This is a genomic window from Erwinia sp. QL-Z3 (assembly GCF_004551645.1).
Lineage (GTDB): Bacteria > Pseudomonadota > Gammaproteobacteria > Enterobacterales > Enterobacteriaceae > Erwinia > Erwinia billingiae.
This window is the reverse complement of sequence record NZ_CP037950.1, coordinates 1,089,737-1,108,417: the sequence shown is the minus strand read 5'-3', so window position 1 is coordinate 1,108,417 and position 18,681 is coordinate 1,089,737. Positions and strand designations below refer to the sequence as shown.

Annotated in this window: 16 protein-coding genes; 12 read left to right on the top strand and 4 right to left on the bottom strand. The window is 56.9% G+C overall.

Annotated elements, in window-relative coordinates; translation table 11 throughout:
* Positions 1-253 precede the first annotated feature (253 nt).
* The 3 genes from ygbI (at position 254) to E2F51_RS05765 (ending at position 4,419) form a co-directional block, all read left to right on the top strand.
* Complete coding sequence (gene ygbI, locus E2F51_RS05775) at positions 254-1,015, top strand: DNA-binding transcriptional repressor YgbI (protein ID WP_134822952.1); 762 nt, start codon at positions 254-256, stop codon at positions 1,013-1,015.
* Between the two features lie 141 nt (positions 1,016-1,156).
* Complete coding sequence (locus E2F51_RS05770) at positions 1,157-3,280, top strand: TonB-dependent siderophore receptor (RefSeq protein WP_209215483.1); 2,124 nt, start codon at positions 1,157-1,159, stop codon at positions 3,278-3,280.
* 23 nt (positions 3,281-3,303) lie between these two features.
* The gene (locus E2F51_RS05765; protein WP_134822951.1) at positions 3,304-4,419 is read left to right on the top strand and encodes an ABC transporter substrate-binding protein; all 1,116 of its coding nucleotides are present in this window, start codon (positions 3,304-3,306) and stop codon (positions 4,417-4,419) included.
* Positions 4,420-4,487: 68 nt separating this feature from the next.
* Here E2F51_RS05765 and proP read toward each other — a convergent pair whose 3' ends face one another.
* The gene (proP, locus tag E2F51_RS05760) at positions 4,488-5,993 is read right to left on the bottom strand and encodes a glycine betaine/L-proline transporter ProP (RefSeq protein ID WP_053141435.1); all 1,506 of its coding nucleotides are present in this window, start codon (positions 5,991-5,993) and stop codon (positions 4,488-4,490) included.
* Between the two features lie 484 nt (positions 5,994-6,477).
* Between proP and E2F51_RS05755 the strand changes: the two genes are divergently transcribed.
* Positions 6,478-6,987: a hypothetical protein gene (locus E2F51_RS05755; protein WP_053141437.1), complete on the top strand. Its 510-nt coding sequence runs from the start codon at positions 6,478-6,480 to the stop codon at positions 6,985-6,987.
* Positions 6,988-6,997: 10 nt separating this feature from the next.
* On the opposite strand, the gene E2F51_RS05750 is transcribed toward E2F51_RS05755, so the two are convergent.
* The gene (locus tag E2F51_RS05750) at positions 6,998-8,596 is read right to left on the bottom strand and encodes an EAL domain-containing protein (RefSeq protein WP_134822950.1); all 1,599 of its coding nucleotides are present in this window, start codon (positions 8,594-8,596) and stop codon (positions 6,998-7,000) included.
* Between the two features lie 233 nt (positions 8,597-8,829).
* Between E2F51_RS05750 and E2F51_RS05745 the strand changes: the two genes are divergently transcribed.
* The 5 genes from E2F51_RS05745 (at position 8,830) to E2F51_RS05725 (ending at position 13,875) form a co-directional block, all read left to right on the top strand.
* On the top strand, positions 8,830-9,600 hold the full coding sequence (locus E2F51_RS05745; protein WP_134822949.1) for a class II aldolase/adducin family protein: 771 nt from the start codon (positions 8,830-8,832) through the stop codon (positions 9,598-9,600).
* Positions 9,601-9,612: 12 nt separating this feature from the next.
* Complete coding sequence (locus tag E2F51_RS05740; RefSeq protein ID WP_134822948.1) at positions 9,613-10,554, top strand: ABC transporter substrate-binding protein; 942 nt, start codon at positions 9,613-9,615, stop codon at positions 10,552-10,554.
* 128 nt (positions 10,555-10,682) lie between these two features.
* Positions 10,683-11,225 carry a helix-turn-helix domain-containing protein gene (locus E2F51_RS05735; RefSeq protein WP_134822947.1) on the top strand — a complete coding sequence of 181 codons (543 nt, stop codon included), beginning with the start codon at positions 10,683-10,685 and terminating at the stop codon, positions 11,223-11,225.
* Entirely contained in the window at positions 11,222-12,301 is a 1,080-nt protein-coding gene (locus E2F51_RS05730) for an HlyD family secretion protein (RefSeq protein ID WP_134822946.1), read from the top strand. The genes E2F51_RS05735 and E2F51_RS05730 overlap by 4 nt, the downstream gene beginning before the upstream one ends.
* Entirely contained in the window at positions 12,301-13,875 is a 1,575-nt protein-coding gene (locus E2F51_RS05725) for a DHA2 family efflux MFS transporter permease subunit (protein ID WP_167738383.1), read from the top strand. The genes E2F51_RS05730 and E2F51_RS05725 overlap by 1 nt, the downstream gene beginning before the upstream one ends.
* Before the next feature lie 6 nt (positions 13,876-13,881).
* Here the strand turns inward: E2F51_RS05725 and iolG are convergent, their stop codons facing one another.
* A complete protein-coding gene (iolG, locus tag E2F51_RS05720; RefSeq protein ID WP_134822945.1) occupies positions 13,882-14,868 on the bottom strand; it encodes an inositol 2-dehydrogenase in 987 nt (328 codons plus the stop codon).
* 244 nt (positions 14,869-15,112) lie between these two features.
* Here iolG and E2F51_RS05715 point away from each other — a divergent pair, with 244 nt between their 5' ends.
* Both E2F51_RS05715 and E2F51_RS05710 read left to right on the top strand, forming a co-directional pair.
* Entirely contained in the window at positions 15,113-16,135 is a 1,023-nt protein-coding gene (locus E2F51_RS05715) for a LacI family DNA-binding transcriptional regulator (RefSeq protein ID WP_134822944.1), read from the top strand.
* A gap of 87 nt (positions 16,136-16,222) precedes the next feature.
* The gene (locus tag E2F51_RS05710) at positions 16,223-16,552 is read left to right on the top strand and encodes a DHCW motif cupin fold protein (protein ID WP_134822943.1); all 330 of its coding nucleotides are present in this window, start codon (positions 16,223-16,225) and stop codon (positions 16,550-16,552) included.
* A gap of 41 nt (positions 16,553-16,593) precedes the next feature.
* Here E2F51_RS05710 and uxuA read toward each other — a convergent pair whose 3' ends face one another.
* A complete protein-coding gene (gene uxuA, locus E2F51_RS05705) occupies positions 16,594-17,778 on the bottom strand; it encodes a mannonate dehydratase (RefSeq protein WP_134822942.1) in 1,185 nt (394 codons plus the stop codon).
* A 188-nt stretch (positions 17,779-17,966) separates the two neighbouring features.
* Here uxuA and E2F51_RS05700 point away from each other — a divergent pair, with 188 nt between their 5' ends.
* On the top strand, positions 17,967-18,656 hold the full coding sequence (locus tag E2F51_RS05700) for a FadR/GntR family transcriptional regulator (protein ID WP_134822941.1): 690 nt from the start codon (positions 17,967-17,969) through the stop codon (positions 18,654-18,656).
* Positions 18,657-18,681: the final 25 nt, after the last annotated feature.

The window sequence follows — 18,681 nt, the reverse complement described above, 5'->3', positions numbered from 1 at the left end:
TATCACCAGAATTGGTGATGCGCATCACATTAATTAACAGTAATTAACCTGCATTTCACAAGGTTTAACATGCGTGTGAATCGCGCTATAAAGCATTAAACCCTTTATTATCAGTGCTATGTGCTTTTACGCTGGTCGATCAAAACCTGAGCCGTTCCCTTGATGCGTGATAAAATGATAAAAATTGGGGTGCAGACCGCGCCTCTGCTCCATTACACTTGTCCCGCAGATAACCCGCTCACAAGGAGAGACCATGATCCCGGTCGAAAGACATCAACAAATTTTAGCGCTGGTGCAGGAAAAGGGCGTGGTGAGCATTGCTGAACTGACCGATCGGCTGGCGGTGTCACATATGACCATCCGGCGGGATCTGCAGAAGCTGGAAGAGCAGGGCGCGGTCATGCTGGTGTCAGGCGGCGTACGCTCTACCGAGCGACTGGCCAGCGAGCCGTCACATCTGGATAAAACCAGCATGTTCAGCCAGGAGAAGCAGGCGATTGGCGAAGCGGCGGCCCGGCATATTCCCCGCAACAGCTGCATCTACCTGGACGCCGGCACCACCACGCTGGCGCTGGCCCGCGAGCTGGGTATGCGGGACGATTTAACCATCGTCACCAATGACTTTGTGATTGCCAACTTCTTTATCGACAACAGCCAGTGCCGGGTGATCCCCACCGGCGGCACGCTCTGTCGCGATAACCGTTCCTGCGTCGGCGATGCGGCGGCGCTGGCGTTGCAGGGACTGTCGATTGATATCGCCTTTATCTCCGCGTCCTGCTGGGGAATGCGTGGGATCTTCACCCCCGATGCGGAGAAGATCACCGTAAAGCGGGCGGTAAGTGAAGTGAGCCGCAAACGGGTGCTGCTGGCTGACAGCTCAAAATACAACAAGATCGCCACCTTCCTCGCGCTGCCGCTGGCCCGCTTTGACGCGATTATTACCGATCCCTATCTGCCGGACTCCGCCCGCCAGGAAATGGCGGCGCTGGAAATCGAGATCACGCTGGCCAGCTAACGGCGTGTCGCACGACGTAGAAAGGACCTTCGGGCCCTTTTTTTATTTACTAAAAGGCGCAGGCTATCAGTGAGATTGATAATGACAATGAAAGTTATTATCATTCGCGCACAAAAACACTAACAACATCGCAATCACTTTATGAAAACGCCACGTTTCTCCGTTTCCACCTTTACGCGCCTCCATGGAAAACCGCATTTCGTTCTGTTTGTCAGCCTGCTGGGCAGCGGCTCCGCGCTGGCGGCAGAGAGCACCCTGACCGTCAATGCCGATCCGGCGACAGCGGTGGGCAGCTACAGCCAGGATACCGCGACCATTGGCGGCACAACTGCCACACCGCGTAACGAAACCCCGCAGTCGGTCAGCGTGGTGACGTCGCAGGTGATCAAAGATTACCAGGTCAAAACCGTTAATGACGCGATGAAGTTTGTCAGCGGCGTCACCCAGGGCAATACGCTCGGGGGAATTGAAGATGGCTTCGTTAAGCGTGGCTTTGGCGCCAACTCGGACGGATCGATTTTCCTCGATGGCATCCGCAGCAATCAGGGCCTGTCGATGGATTCGACCATCGATCGTGTGGAAGTGCTGAAAGGCTCGGCTTCCCTGATGTACGGCATCCTTAATCCTGGCGGCGTGATCAATCTGGTCAGCAAAAAGCCGCAGTATGAGTGGAATACCCATATCAGTGGCGAATCCAGCAGCTTCGGCGGCGGTGCCGGTACGGTGGATATCACCGGTCCGCTCGGCAATGGTTTTGCCTTCCGGTTGATTGCCGAACGCCAGCGCGAAGATTACTGGCGCAACTTCGGCGTGAATCAGCATACGCTGATTGCACCTTCCCTGAGCTGGTTTGGCGAGAAAGCCTCGTTCAATATCAGCTACATGGAAAATAAATACGATATCCCGTATGACCGTGGCACCGCCTTTATCAACAAAAAACCGGTCGATATTCCCTATAATGAACGGCTGGACGACAGCGCCAACCATGCTTACGGCAAAAACAAGCGGCTGAACGTCACTTACGGCTATAACCTGGATGACACCTGGGCGACCCACGTTAACTATGGCTGGATGCAGCGCCGCTATGACAGCAACGAAGTCAGGGCCACCGCTATCGACACCACCACCGGGATTGTCTCGCGCCGGGCGGACGCCAACCGGGGCTTTAACCATCAGACCACCTATCTGTCATGGGATATCGGCGGCAGCCCGGAGATCTGGGGGATGCAGCACGATCTGATGCTGGGTGTGGACTACGAGCAGGACGAAACCTATAAGGCGTATTCCTATCGCGGCAAAGTTTCTAAAACCTTCAATATGTACGACCCGGTATATGGTGAAGAGCCGGTGGTCAGCAGCAGCACCGTCAGCGACACAATCAGCAACCTGCGAACCAACCTCTACAGCCGGTCGGTGTTTGCCAAAGACAGCATTCACCTGACCGACAAGTGGATTGCGGTGCTGGGCGGCCGTTTCCAGCGTTACACCCAGACCGCCAGCAGCGGCTGGACCAATCCCGCTACCACGCTGAACGATCGGGGTGACAGCTTCCTGCCACAGGCGGGGCTGGTGTATAAAATCCTGCCGGATCTGTCGCTTTACGGCAGCTACAGCCAGTCATTTACCCCATCGACGCAAACCGATGACGACGGCAACGTCGCCTCGACCGAAAAAGGCACTACCTATGAAGTCGGTGCCAAATGGCAGGTGGTGCCGGCGGTTTCTGCCACGCTGGCGCTGTACCGCATTGATGAAAAAGACATGTCGGTATTTATCAACGGCGTGACCCGTAACATTCCGAAAGCCCGTTCAACCGGGGCTGAAGTTGAAATCAACGGCGAAGTGGCGAAAGACTGGAACCTGACGGCGACCTACAGCTATGACAAAACCGAGATCGTTGAGGACAACCTCAACCCGGATAACGTCGGCAACCGCCTGGTCAACGCGCCAACCAATATGGGCAGCCTGTATCTGAGCCACACCCTGCGCTTCTCCTGGCTGCCGGGCGAACTGCGTATTGGCGGCGGCGGACGTTACGTCGGCAGCCGTGCTGGCGATCCTGAAAACAGCTTCACCATGCCGGACTACACCGTGGCGGATGCCTTTATCGCCTGGGACAGCCAGCTGGTGGGGAAACATACGCAGCTGAAGCTGAATATGAACAACCTGTTTGATAAGGAATATTACCAGTCCAGTGGCGGTAATCTGCGGGTGAGTGAAGGCGAGCCGCGCGTAATGTATCTGCAAGCGTCTGTCGATTTCTGATAGCCAACAGAGAAGGAAAAGCGATGAACAGGGCATTGATCAGCCTGCTGCTGATGCTGGTCAGCAGCGTGGCACCGGCGAAAACCATCACCGACATTCTGCAACGCAAGGTAGAGGTGCCGGATAACCCGCAGCGGATCGTGGTGGGGGAAAGCCGGATGATTTACACCCTGGCGCTGGTGGAAGAGGGCAATCCGGCGAAACGGGTGGTGGGCTGGCCGGGCGATCTGCAAAAGCTGGATCGTCAGACCTGGGATCGTTACGTTGATGCATTCCCGCAGATCAAAACCATCCCGCTGGTCGGCAAGTCGAATTACACCCAGATCAGCGTGGAGAAGGTGATCGCCCTGCAGCCCGATCTGGTGATCCTGCCGGTGTACGCCAAACAGGAAAGCAATCATGACAGCTTCCAGATGCAGCTTACTGCGGCGGGCATTCCGGTAATCTATATCGATACCCGCGTCGACCTGCTGAAAAACACCGTGCCGAGCCTGAAAATTCTTGGCGAAGCGCTGAATGACCAGGCGAAAGCGCAGCGCTTTATTGATTTCTATCAGCAGCATATGAATCTGATCCGCGATCGGCTGGCAACCGCCAATCCGGCAAAACCGAGCGTGCTGTTGCAGCTGCATATCGGCCGCAGAGAGGAATGTTGCACCACGGTAAGCCACGGCAATCTGGCCGATTTACTGGCGTTTGCCGGGGGCAATAATATTGCGGCGGGTCGGTTTGGCGGCGTGTTTGGCCAGCTCAGCCCGGAAGCGATTATTGCCGCCAACCCGGAGGTTTACCTGGCCACCGGCTCGGGCGGCCCGCAGCAAACGGAGCAGCTTCAGCTTGGGCCACTGGTCAGTGCGGCGGCGGCTCAGCAGAGCTTCAGCAAGACGCTGGCGAATGAGTCGGTCATCTCCCAGCTGCCGGCCATCCGCAATGGTCGGGCGCTGGCGGTGTGGCACAACTTCTATATGAGTCCGTGGCATCTGCTGGATGTGGAGATCTTCGCGAAGGCGCTGCATCCCCAGCTGTTTGCCGATCTCGACCCGCGTAAAACGCTGGATGAGATGAATCAGCAGTTCCTGCCGTTAGCCGAAAAGGGCACCTACTGGACCACGCCAGACAGCACCGCAAACGGGCACTAAAAACGTTAAGCCATAAAAAAGGCCCGCGAATTTCGCGGGCCTTTTGCTGCTATCAGTCCAGACCAACGTTATTCGTTGATATTGGGATGCTGATTAATCAGATGCTTACGTTTCTCTTCCAGCTCGGCAATCTGCTCACTGATATCGTCGATTTTGGTTTCGATATTATCGTGATGCTCCTGCAACAGCTCTTTCGCTTCATGAATATCGGAAGCCGCCGGGGTCGCGCCACGCAGTGGCATATTGGCGGTTTCTTTCATCATGATACCGGTGACCAGGCCCACAACCGCCACCACCATCAGGTAGTAAGCCGGCATGTAGAGGTTCGCGGTATATTCAACCAGCCAGGCGGCCAGCGTTGGCGTCAGACCCGCCACCAGAATCGAGATATTAAAGGCACTGGCTAAGGCGCTGTAACGAATGTGCGTCGGGAACATCGCTGGCAGCGACGAGGCCATCACGCCGGTGAAGCAGTTCAGTATCACCGCCAGGATCAGCAGACCGGCAAAGATCAGCCCGGTGACGTTACTGTTGATCAGCATGAAGCAAGGAATGGCCATAATCATCAGCGCGATACTGCCGATAATCACAAACGGACGACGACCAAACTTATCGCTCATCAGGCCCATAATCGGCTGAATAAACAGCATACCAATCATGATGGCGATGATGATTAACACGCCGTGATCTTCAGAATAGTGAAGATTGTGCGACAGGTAGCTCGGCATATACGTCAACAGCATGTAGTAGGTGACGTTAGTCGAGAGCACCAGACCGATACAGGCCAGCAGGCTTTTCCAGTGCTTGGTGGCAATCTCTTTAAACGACACTTTTGGCCCTTCGGCCAGACCTTCACGATCACCTTTTTCCAGCTTGTCCACGTGCTGCTGGAACGCAGGCGTTTCTTCCAGCGCGTTACGCAGGTAGATGCCGATCAGTCCTAACGGCAGCGCCACGAAGAATGGAATACGCCAGCCCCACTCAAGGAACTTGGCATCACCGACCACGGTGGAGATCAGCACGACCAGGCCCGCACCGGTGACGAAGCCGACAATGGAGCCGAAGTCCAGCCAGCTGCCCATAAAGCCGCGTTTACGGTCCGGGGAGTATTCCGCCACGAAGATCGACGCACCGGTATATTCACCGCCGACCGAGAAGCCTTGCGCCATTTTACACAGCAGCAGCAGGATCGGTGCCCAGATGCCAATGGTGGCGTAAGACGGTATCAGACCGATACAGAAAGTACTGACCGACATGATAACAATGGTGATAGAGAGGATTTTCTGGCGACCGTATTTGTCACCGAGTCTGCCGAAGAAAAGACCACCTAAAGGACGAATAAGGAAAGGAACGGAGAAGGTTGCCAGAGCGGCAATCATCTGCAAGCCCGGATCGGCACCCGGGAAAAACACCTGGCCTAAGGCGAAGGCCACAAAGCCGTAAACCCCAAAGTCAAACCACTCCATAGCGTTACCCAGCGACGCTGCGGTAATGGCTTTGCGTAACCTGGCATCATCAATGATCGTTACGTCTTTTAAGCCAATCGGCTTAACACGCTTCCTACGTAGCTTCATATAAAACACCCTGTAATTGTCTGTTTCCCAATTAGATTCTTGCCCCTTTCTGCTCGTGCGCAAGACCTGGCACCGGGCGAAACGGGTCAAATAGTGCAGGGCCAGAAGCCCCACTGACAGCGATTTGTGGTGGGTAATGGCGCCCATCAACAGATAACTGTCTGCATTCAGTATATCGTTTCTTACGCGGCTAACATAATTTCTGTCTGAAATTAGCTACAGCGATGCAACAGACCGAATCTGATTCAGACAAGGAATTTAACAAAGCCAGGGCCAGCCGCCGACGGGGCTCCTTCGCGGCAAAACGGCCATTGGCAGGTAATCATTCTGATGGGCAGAATAATAGAAGAGAACAGAACCGTTAATTGCTGATAATTCATTGGCTGAATTAAGTGAAATTAGTTAATAACATTCAAAAAAGTTATTTGTTGCGTGCGAACAGACTATGGGTAATACTTCCTGCCGCATTTTTGCGGAGTCAGCAATGTATAATAAAAATAGCACCACCTTTGAAAATTATTATCTTAATATGCAAGAAAGCATTGATAATAATTTACGTCTCTGGCGTCATTATCACGCCGTTAACATTATTGATAATCAGGTTATTTCGCCGCAAAACGCGTGGCTGAACTGTGGTGAAAGTGTCGATAAAATAGTGCAGCAGGTGCATTTACAGAGCAAAAGTGTGGCGCAGCAGGCTGGGGTGCTGAACCGTTACGGACTGTTGTCAAAGCAGATGCAGGGCATGGTGGAACGCTTTCAGGCATTGGGTGTAAAACTGGCCGAGCAAAGTGTCAATTCCCGCCGCGAGGAAATTTATCAGGAGTATCAGCAGCTGGCCGATCATATTATGCCGACGCTGGAACGCATTAATCAGCGGGTAGAAGCCCGCCGTGAAGCGGTAGGGATTAAAGCCGAAACAAAAATAACCCCGCCGGTGGCTGACGAAACGGTCAACGTGGCATTACGCGCCGCGCTTAAACGTCGCAGCTAACTCTTCGCCTTTATTCTTCTCTCACCGGAATTGGCACTGACGTCCAGGGTTGCTGATTTTGTTCTTCCATCCCCGCCATTAACGCACTGCCGTTCATCGGCCGGGCATACAGATAGCCCTGGATAAAGATCACCCCACGCTTTTTCAGATACTCCAGCTGCAGCGGCGTTTCCACCCCTTCCGCCACGATGCTCAGCTTCAGCTTATGGCTCAGCATGATAATCGCATCCAGCACCGGCGCTTCGCCGTCAACCGATTCAATGGCGTTCACGAAGCCACGGTCAATTTTCAGGTAGTCCAGCGGGAAGGTTTGCAGGTAAGAGAGCGAGCAGTGGCCGGTGCCGAAGTCATCGATGGCGATTTTAATCCCTTCGCGGCGAAGCTGCTGCAGTTTGCTGATCACATCGTCGCCGTCGGAAATCAGACTGCGCTCGGTCAGCTCAAGGGTAATATTCGGCTGGTGGTGGGCTATTTTGGCGGCAAATTCACGGATGTCCGCCATAAAATCCGCATGCTGAATATGCTCACCGGCGATATTCAATCCAATATGGAAGTTCGGCGGGATCTGCCAGTAGCGCATATCCTCGGCGATATTCTGCAATAAAGACTGGGTCAGCGGGACAATCATCCCTTCTTCTTCGGCAGCCTGAATAAACAGGTCCGGCCTGGCCCAGCGGCCATTGGGTAATTTCCAGCGCATTAGCGCTTCCACACCGGAGGCTTTGCCGGTCTCCACGTTATACACCGGCTGATAATTTACCGAGAATTCCCGGCGCTGAATCGCCCGCTTTAGCTGGTCGCGGATCGACACCTTTCGCTTCAGCCAGTTGTTGGTCACCATCATCAACAGCAGCGAGAAAATGGCCGCCATCGGGATAAAGGTCACCATGCCGTGGCGCCAGGTTAACGCCAGGTCACGCGCAGGCGAGGTGACGGTGGCGACAATCGGATAGCGTTGCGAGGTTTCAACCAGCGTATGCGCCCTGAGCAGGGAAGCGCGCTCATCCGGGAGCGTGCCGCTGGCGATGCGGTAACCGCCGCCAAACTGCAACACGATGGCGTAATCGTGGCTTTTGCCCACCGCATCCATAAAGTCGAGCAGATACTGGCCATCCACTATCGCATAGCTGCTAAACATGCTCGGGGTGTCGCGCACATAGATTACGGCCGGGCGATCCTTTACCGAAAACGTGCCGGCCAGCGAGGTCATCCCCCAGGCTTTGCGCGTTTCTGGTGGTGGGCCTTGCAGCATGGTCTTCAGGTCGCCGCGTAAACCGGCATACATTGACGAACAGGTGACTTCGTCATCCTGCATCACGCCGATTGAGCGGAAATAGGGGTACTGCGAGGCGTATTCCTGCAGCTGCTCATTAATGTCCGTGCAGGATTTATCGGAGAACTTGCGCAGATAGCCGACCATATTCCACGCCTGATCGCTAATCGACTCGGCCTGCGTGAGCAGCATTGAGGCCGTTACGGATTGCTGACGTTGTACAATTTGTCGGGCGTCGATAAAGGTAAACAGCAGGCAGAGGAGCAGCGGTGCCAGACCGGCAATAGTCAGAAAAAGGCCCTTCTTTTGCGGGCTGGTCTTAAAAATAGAGTCCACGTCGTACCTCTGTAACCCAACAAAACGTTGCGTAAAAAAGTCCCGGCCAGCCGCAAATGACGGTATAGCTGACGAAAAGCCAGACAGTCTGCCAGCATCATAAGCGCAGAGACCGGGCTTTAGTCAATATTCTGCAAATTATTGCCGGATTGATCGTTTCCCCGCCGTTTTTCTCCTGTGTCAGGATGCCTTCGCGGTCTGGCCGCGTAACCCGGACAACAACAGGAGCGAAAATGACTGATGCGGTGGTACTAAAAAGTGCAGCGCCTTTACGGAGCAGGATCACGGACGAGGAGTGGCAGGCGAGGGTCAAACTGGCGCACTGTTATCAGCTGGCGGCGAAGCTACGCTGGACCGACCACATCTATACCCATTTCTCGCTGCGCGTGCCGGGGGAAAAGCCTCACTTCCTGATCAACGCCTATGGACAGACCTTCGATGAGATCACTCCGGAAACGCTGGTCAAGATCGATCTGGATGGTGAGATCATCGACGATCCCACCGGTCTGGGCATTAATCCGGCCGGCTACGTGATCCACAGCGCCATCCACCGCGCGCGCCCGGAAACCCATGCCGTGTTGCATACCCATACCGCCGCCGGGATTGGCGTGGCGGCGCAGAAAAAGGGTCTGCTGATGATTTCCCAACACAGCATGCGTTTCTTCCAACGTCTGGCGTATCACGACTACGAAGGGATAGCGCTGGATCTGGACGAGCAGCAGCGCATCGTCGCCGATCTGGGCGATCTCAACGCGCTGATCCTGCGCAATCACGGCCTGCTGACCTGCGGCAACAATCTTGAAGAAGCCTTCTATAACCTCTATTACCTGGAGCGCGCCTGCGTGGCTCAGCTGGCTGCCCAGACCGGCGGCAGCGAGCTGACCATCGTGCCGGACGACGTGGCGGAGAAAGCCGCGCAGGTGTTTGATAACGGCGTTAAAAATAAAAAATATCTCCTGCACTGGGATGCCTATATCCGCCAGCTGCAACGCAACGCACTTTAATAAGGGATCGCCATGAAATATTTAGCGGCTGTGCTGCTGCTTTGCACCACTTATGCCGCCAGCGCGGCCAGTGACCTTTCAGGCGTGACGCTGGTGCTGGGCGATCAGGCGCGTAATCTGCGTTCGCTGGTGGACGCCTCGGGCGTAATGAAAGACGCGCCTTATCAGTATCGCTGGGCCAATTTCCAGGGCGCGGCGCCGTTGTTCGAAGCGCAACGCGCCGGCGCGGTGGATACGTCCTATGCCGGGGATTTGCCGGTACTGATGGCGGCTTCAGGCGGGGTGGAATTAAAGATTATTGCGACTAACGTCGGCGATCCCGGTTCGAATGGGCTGGTTGTTCCGGCCGATTCACCGATCCACAGCGTCAAAGATCTGGCGGGCAAACCGGTGGTGGTCTCCTCCGCCCGGGGCAGCATTTCCCAGCACTTGCTGTATCAGGCGCTGGAAGAGGCGGGCGTAAAGCGTGATGCGGTGCCGGTCCGTTTTGTGCTGCCAACCGATGCCAGCGCCGCGTTCAACTCCGGGCAGATTGCCGCCTGGGCGACCTTCGATCCCTATCTCGGCATCGCCGAACAACACGGCGCGCGCCTGCTGCGCGACGGCAAAGGACTGACCACCGCGCTGTCATTTGTTACCGCCACAGGGAGTTCGTTAAAGGATCCGCAAAAAAGGCTGGCGATAGCCGACTTTGCCCGCCGCCTGGCGAAAGCGCGGGAATGGGCGCTGCAGCATCCTGATGAATATAATCAGGTTTACTCTTCACTGACCCGACTGTCACCGGAAGACGCCAGGGCGATTACCGTCAGGATTTCTCACGGCATTCGCCCGGTCTCGGCGGACGATATTGCGAAAGTGCAGAAGGTCTCCGATCTGTTCTCCTCGCTGGCGATCCTGCCGGCGAAAGTGGACGTCCAGTCGATCACCGACACCAGCGTGTTCGCGGCGCAGTAGCGTTAGCGCCTCGCGGGAACAGTATGCCTTCAGCGCGAACGATGGCAGGCGAAACAAAGTCACTTGCATAATGCAAGTGACCTGGCTACTGTTACTTGCATAATGCAAGTCACGAGTGGAAGCCCGCCATGAAATCCGATCCCCTTTATCAGATGTCCTGTCCGATTGCCCGCAGCCTGGGCCGAATTGGCGACAGCTGGAGCATGCTGATCCTGCGCGATATGTTTGCCGGCCTGACGCGGTTTGATGAACTGCAAAAAAGCAGCAATATTGCGCCAAATATCCTCACCCGACGGCTGAAAGACCTGGTAGAAGACGGTCTGCTTGAACGGGTCGCCTATTGCGAAAAGCCGCTGCGCTATGAATATCAACTCACGCAAATGGGGCGTGATTTCCGGCCGGTGATCCTGTCGCTGTTGCAATGGGGCAACAACTGGCTTGCGCCGGAAGGCCGCTCGATGCAGCTGGTCGAGCGCAGTTCAGGCCGCGTGGTCGAGCTGGAGTTGACCGATAAACAGACCGGCCGGGCGATCACCGCCACGGAATATGCCTCTGTGCCCGGCCCGGCGGCCGACGAGGCGGTGCGCTATCGCCATGATTATGTGCAGCAAAAGCGGGCAGGCGTTGCCGGTAAATTTGTCCCACCCAGCATTTATCGTGACCCATCATGAGCCTGACCCTGAATGACGGTGCCACGGCATCGCGCCGGTTCACGCTACCCCGTAAGCGCTCACTAACATTTCTGCTGCTGATTGTCCTGCTGTGCGCGCTGGCGGGCTATGGCTGGCACTGGTATCACACCGGGCGATACCTGCAACAAACCGATGATGCCTATGTTGGCGGCGATATCAGCGTGCTGTCAGCCAAAGTACCGGGCTATATTGCGCGGGTTTGGGTGCTGGACAATCAGCAGGTGCAGCAAGGCGATCGGCTGATTACCCTCGAGAGTGCGGATTATCAGGCGGCACTGGCGCAGGCGCAGGCCAACGTCAGCGCGCAGCGTGCGCAGCTGGTGGACATTGCCGCCACGCGTCAGCTGCAACAGGCGACAATTGCCAGCGCGCAGGCCAGCGTACGTTCGGCGCAGGCAGAGTCCCGCCGCACGCGGGATGATAATCAGCGTTATTCCGCGCTGGTGAGCAGCGCCGCCGTCTCCCGACAGAGCCGCGAGCAGGCCGCCGCCGCCTGGCAACAGGCGGTTGCCGCTGAACAGAAAGCCCAGGCCGAAACCACCGCATCGCAGCGTCAGCTGGCGGTACTGGATGCCCGCAGCCAGCAGGCGCAGGCCGCCCTTGAACAGGCGCTGGCCCAGCTGGATATGGCGAAGCTGAACGTCGGCTATACCGACATTCGCGCGCCGTTTGCCGGCACGGTCGGTAACCGCCGCGCGCGGCCCGGCGCCTTTGCTGCCGCCGGCACGCAGCTGCTGTCACTGGTGCCCAGCCAGGGATTATGGATCGATGCCAATTTTAAAGAGAGCCAGCTGGCGGAGATGAAACCCGGCCAGAAAGCCGAAATCCGTGCTGATGTCATGCCCGACCGGGTGTTTCACGGCCATGTCAGCAGCCTTTCTCCGGCAACGGGCGCGCAGTTCAGCGTGTTGCCCGCCGAAAATGCCACCGGCAACTTCACCAAAATCGTGCAGCGGGTGCCGGTGCGTATTCTGTTAGACAGCAACGACAGCCGGCTTGGCGCGTTGCGTCCGGGCCTGTCGGTGACCGTCAACGTTAACCAGCAGGACCGCTAATGAACGCCCAGGCGGGTATTGCGGGCATGAGCATGGCGAGCAAGGTTTTTGCCTTTGCCACCATGTGCGTGGGGATGTTTATCGCGCTGCTGGATATCCAGATTGTCTCGGCCTCTTTACGGGATATCGGCGGCGGGCTGTCCGCAGGCACGGATGAAACGGTGTGGGTGCAGACCAGTTATCTGATTGCCGAAATCATTGTTATTCCGCTTTCCGGCTGGCTGGCCCGCGTGATGTCTACCCGCTGGCTGTTTGCCGCTTCCGCCGCCGGATTTACGGTGATGAGCCTGCTGTGCGGCTGGGCGTGGAGCATTCAAAGTATGATCGCCTTCCGGGCGTTGCAGGGCTTCCTGGGCGGCTCGATGATCCCCATGGTGTTCACCACCGCTTTTGCCTTCTTCAGTGGGCCGCAGCGGGTAATTGCCGCCGCGACCGTGGGCGGGCTGGCTTCGCTGGCACCGACGCTTGGCCCGACCGTCGGCGGCTGGATCACCGACAATTACTCGTGGCACTGGCTGTTCTTTATTAACCTGGTGCCGGGGATGTTTATCACCATTGCGGTGCCCATATTGGTCAATGTCGATGAGCCGGACTGGTCATTGCTGAAAGGCGCGGATTATCCCGGCATGCTGATGATGGCGTTATCGCTGGGCTGTCTGGAATACACGCTGGAAGAAGGGCCGCGCTGGGGTTGGATGGATGACAGCACCATCCTTATCACCGCGTGGATTTCTGGCCTGGCGGGCTTAGGGTTTATCTGGCGCACCTTGCGGCATCCGCGTCCGGTGGTCGATTTGCTGGCCCTGAAGGATCGTAATTTTGCGTTGGGCTGTTTTTTCTCGTTTATGGCTGGCGTCGGTATCTTTTCGACCATCTACCTTACGCCGCTTTTTCTGGGCAATTTACGCGGCTTTAGCGCGCTGGATATTGGCCTGGCGATCTTCTCCACCGGGATCTTCCAGATCCTGTCGATCCCGATCTACTCGTGGTTTGCTAACCGGGTGGATCTGCGCTGGCTGATGATGATCGGTCTGGCGGCGTTTGCCCTGTCGATGTTCTTTTTCACCCCGATTACCCATGACTGGGGAGCGGAACAGCTGCTGCTTCCGCAGGCTTTTCGCGGCGCGGCGCAACAGTTCGCCGTCGCCCCAGCGGTAACCCTGACGCTGGGCGGCCTGCCACCTGAGCGGCTGAAGCTGGCGTCGGGACTGTTTAATCTGATGCGCAACCTGGGCGGCGCCATCGGGATTGCGATGTGTGGGACGGTATTGAATGACCGGACAAACCTGCATTTCAGCCGGCTGGGTGACCATCTGAATATGACCAATCAGGTGATGGACAGCCAGCTGGATACGCTGACGCAGATCTGGCAGCAGAGCGGTATGGACGTCGCTACCGCCCATACCGCCGCGTTAAAGCAGCTGGCTGCAATCACCTTCCGTGAAGCGCAAACGCAGGCTTTTGCCGATGCGTTTGTGCTGATTATGGTCGGATTCATCATCACCACGCTGATGGTGCTGCTGATGCGCAAACCCGCCGCCAGTGCACCGCCGGTGACCGCTGAGGCGCATTAGGCCGGGTTACAGCCGCACCACCTGCCCACTGTTCATCGACGCCAGCGCGGCGTCAGCCAGCCGCAGCGCCTGCAAACCGTCTTCGCCGCCAGGGGAGATGGCTTTGCCACTCTTCAGGTGCTCAATCAGGCTGGCGAACTCCAGACGATAGGCATCGGCATAGCGTTGCAGGAAGAAATACATCGGTTTCTGCGCCACCACGCCGCCAATGTCGGATTTTACCAGGCTGCTTTCCGGCAGGTTATTCACTGCCAGCATCCCCTCGCTGCCGTGCACTTCAATGCGCTGATCGTAACCGTAGGTGGCGCGGCGGCTGTTGGTGATCACCGCCATTTTGCCGCTGGCACAGGTCAGCGTGACGACGGCAGTATCAATATCGCCCAGCGCCTTAATGGCGGGATCGACCAGCGAACAGGCGCTGGCATAGACGCTCACCGGCTCTTCCTGCAGCAGCCAGCGCGCCATATCAAAATCGTGGATGGTCATGTCGCGGAACAGGCCGCCAGAGGTTTTCAGGTATTCCGCCGGTGGCGCACCGGGGTCGCGCGAGATAATGGTGACGATTTCGGTATTGCCAATCTCGCCTGCGGCCAGGCTTTGCTGAAGCTGCGCCATGCTCGGGTCGAAGCGGCGGTTAAAGCCGACCATCAGGGTCACGCCACACTCTTTGACCGTGGCCAGGCAGCGCTCGACGCGCTCTAAACTCAGATCCACCGGCTTTTCACAGAAGATGGCTTTGCCCGCTTTGGCCGAGGCTTCAATCAGGTCGGCATGGGTGATGGTGGCGCTGCAGATGGCGACCAGGTTGATGCTGCTGTCATCCAGCGCCTGCCCGGCGCTCACCACCGTCGCCCCGTATTTATCTGCCAGCGCCTGTGCGGCAGGAGGATACACGTCGATCACATACTGTAAGCGACAATCTGGGTGTGCCGCGATATTGGCCGCGTGGATTTGACCGATACGACCGGCACCGAACAGGGCAACGTTATACATACAGTGATTCCTTAGCTGAGGGAGAGAAAGGGTTGGTGCATGAGTGATCGTTTTTGGCCGAAATAAAGTCAACGCAAAGGCCAAACGGCATCATCAAAAAATGCGTTAAATCACATATTTAAATGAGGTGAAGTCCATCATTTTTCAGCAAACAGACTGGAATCATTGGCTTAGCCCCACTGGCTGAATGCGGGCTTTGCACTATGATGAAAAACACCTCACGCGCAAGGAAAGGGATGCAGGCATGCCTGACAAAAACAGCTGGAAAGGACCGACCATCGCTGAAATCGCCAAAGAGGCCGGGATCAGTATGGCCACCGTCGATCGGGTGCTGAACGGGCGCGCGGGCGTGCGTGACGTCACGCGAAAAAAGGTCAAACTGGCGATACAGCGACTGGGCGGCAACTGGGATGAGAGCGGCGTTGCCGGGCAGCAGCGGCGCATCGCCTTTATCTGCGAGTCCGGCACCAGTTTTATCAGCCTGGTGGAGCAGGAAGCCCGGCGCTATATCGCGGCTCATCCGGAAATCGCCTTCAGTTTTGACAGCGTGGCGAATGTGCAGGTGAACACCGAGCGCTTCAGCCAGCTGATCGCCCGCCGTGCCGCAGAATCGGAAGCGGTGTTACTAGTCTGCCGCGACGACGTTAAAATCAACCGCGCGGTGCGCGAGGCGATTGATAACGGCGTGCATGTGATCTGCCTGACCAGCGATCTGCCCAATTCGCGGCGCACCGCCTATGTCGGCCTGGATCAGATCAGCACCGGCTCCACCGCGGGCTGGCTGATGGGCCGGATGCTGCCGAAACAGCCCGGCAATATTTTGCTGATTTTCAGCTCGACCTACCGCACCCAGGAAGAGCGGGAAGTGGGGTTTCGCCGGGCGCTGCGGATGGAGTTTCCGCATCTGACGGTCGTGGAAAGGGTGAATACCAACGATGAATCGGAAAGCTCGTATCAAAGCGTGAAAAAGTTTCTCGCAGACAACCCGCCGATGGCCGGTATTTATAATATGGCCGGCGGTAATCGCGGCGTCGCTCGTGCCCTGACGGAAAAGGGGCTGGCTAACGAGGTGGTGTTTATCGGCCATGAGCTGAGTGACTATACCCGCAGCCTGCTGGAAACCGGGGAAATGGACATTGTGCTGGGCCATGATATTCAACGGGAAATTGAGCTGGGTATCGAGGTTATCGACCGTTTGCGCACCGGGGAGAGTATTCACAGCATAAACACCCCTTTGCTGATTTATACCAAGTACGCGCATTTTTAAGCCGTTGCGGCGTTAAATACAGCAGGACATACGCGTTGCGCCGTTGCTATGCTGCGACCAGCCTCCAAAATCCAGGACATCCGCACCATGAAGATGAGTGATATTCCGTTTGGCACCACGGCCTGGTCTGCACTGGCCACCACTGAACACCCTGGCGAAACCGGCAAAGCGCTGTGGCGCACCCAGCATTTCGGCGACGTTCGCGTCAGAATGGTCGAATATACCGCCGGATACCTGGCGGATCACTGGTGCTCCAAAGGGCATATTCTGCTGTGTCTTTCCGGCGAGCTGCATACCGAACTCGACGATGGTCGGGTCTTCACCCTGACGGCGGGGATGAGTTATCAGGTCGCCGATGATGCCGAAGCGCATCGCTCCTGGACCCACACCGGCGCGCAGCTGTTTATTGTCGACTAGACGCTAAATAACGGGCCAGACCCGCGTCTGGCCCCGCAACCTCAGTCGTTAAAATAGATCTGCTTCAGTGCCACTTCCACACCGCGCACTTCCGCTAACCCCTTCAGACGACCGATGGCCGAATAGCCCGGATTGGTCTTCTTGTGCAGGTCATCCAGCATCTGGTGACCGTGGTCGGGACGCATCGGGATCCCGCGCGTGTTGCCCTGCTGACGGCGACGCTGCTCTTCCGCCAGAATCACCTTCACCACGCCAACCATCTCCACATCACCGCCAAGATGAGCCGCCTCGTGGAAGCTTTTCGGGTTCTCTTCGCGCAACGTCGAACGTAAATGGGCGAAGTGAATGCGGTCGGAGAAGGTTTCCGCCATCTTCACTAAATCGTTATCTTCCCGCACGCCGTAGGAGCCGGTGCAGAAGGTGAACCCGTTATGCACGCTGTCCACGGTCTCTTTCAGCCACTGCATATCTTCCAGCGTGGACACAATGCGCGGCAGGCCGAGGATTGGGCGCGGAGGATCGTCCGGATGTACCGCCAGCACGATGCCGGACGCTTCCGCCACCGGCACGATGGCCTGCAGAAACGCCGCCATATGTCTACGCAGACCGGCTTTATCGATGCCGTCGTACTGCGAAAGCTGGGCCTGGAACTGCTCCAGCGTGTAGCCTTCTTCCGCGCCCGGCAGGCCGGCAATAATGTTGCGAGTCAGGGTCTCGATGGCGTCCGGCGTCATGGCATTGAAGTAGTCAGCGGCGGCGTTCTGTTCCTGCGCGTCGTAATCCTGGCTGGCGTTCGGCCGCTGTAAAATATGCAGTTCGAAGGCGGCAAAAGCGATATGGTCGAAGCGCAGCGCTTTGGCGCCATCCGGCAGGGTCCAGGCCAGATCGGTACGCGTCCAGTCGAGGACCGGCATAAAGTTGTAGCAGACGGTATCAATGCCGCAGCGGCCAAGATTGCGGATCGACTGCTGATAGTTGGCGATGTAATGCTGATAATCACCACGCTGGGTTTTGATCGACTCATGGATGGGTATGCTTTCCACCACCGACCACACCAGCCCTTTTTCAGCCAGCAGTGCCTGGCGAGCCTGAATCTCTTCTACCGGCCAGACCTCGCCATTCGGAATGTGATGCAGGGCGGTGACGATGCCGGTTGCTCCCGCCTGGCGGGCATCGTCCAGCGAAACGGGATCGTTTGGGCCATACCAGCGCCATGTGTGTTCCATGCAGAGCTCCTTAAATACGCAGGAAAAAACCGGTTCCGGCCCAGTGGTCAGGCCGCTGGACCAAGGATAAAACGCAACGGCGGTGGAGTGCCGTGATCCGGATCGCAGGTTTGGCCGTCGGCCACGGTCAAAAAGCCCGATGGCTTATGCTAAGCTGCCTGCCAGATGGCCCGGCAGGAGCGCGGATAATGGAATTACCTACCTTAAAACCTGAACGACTTTACCGGCAGATTTCCTCGCTGCTGATTGGCTGCATCCGCAAAGGGCAATTTGCGCCGGGTGCGATGCTGCCGCCAGAGCGGGAGCTGGCAAAGCAGCTGGGTGTCAGCCGCTCATCGATCCGCGAAGCGTTAATTGCGCTGGAAATCACCGGCTGGGTGGAAATCCGCACCGGCAACGGCGTGTTTGTCAGCAGCCTGCTGCCAAAAACCGATGCGCCGCTGGTGGAGGATGAATTTAGCCTGAAAGCGCTGATTAACGCCCGGTTGCTGTACGAAGGCATGACCGCAGAGCTGGCGGCGCGCAATGGCACGGATGACCAGCGCGCCGAGCTGAAGGAAGTGACTCAGGACCTGATCCAGCTGCACGTCAATGACGAAAAGTTCCTGCATGAAGACAAGCGCTTTCATCTGCTGATCGCCGCGATGACCGGCAACGAAGTGCTGGCCGAGATGATGGAATACCTGTGGAATAAGCGCAAAAGCAGCCGTTTTCTGCGGCTGGAGAGTCACTACGCTGAAAGCGACTTCCCGCGCGAGATGAATCAGGATCACGCCAATATCAGCCAGGCGATCGTTGAACGCGATCCTGAGCGAGCCAGAGCGTGCATGGAGCGGCATATCCAGCACGTCTACGATCGGCTTTTTAGCGGACAGTAATCAGGTGGGTGGCGGGTTCAGCCGC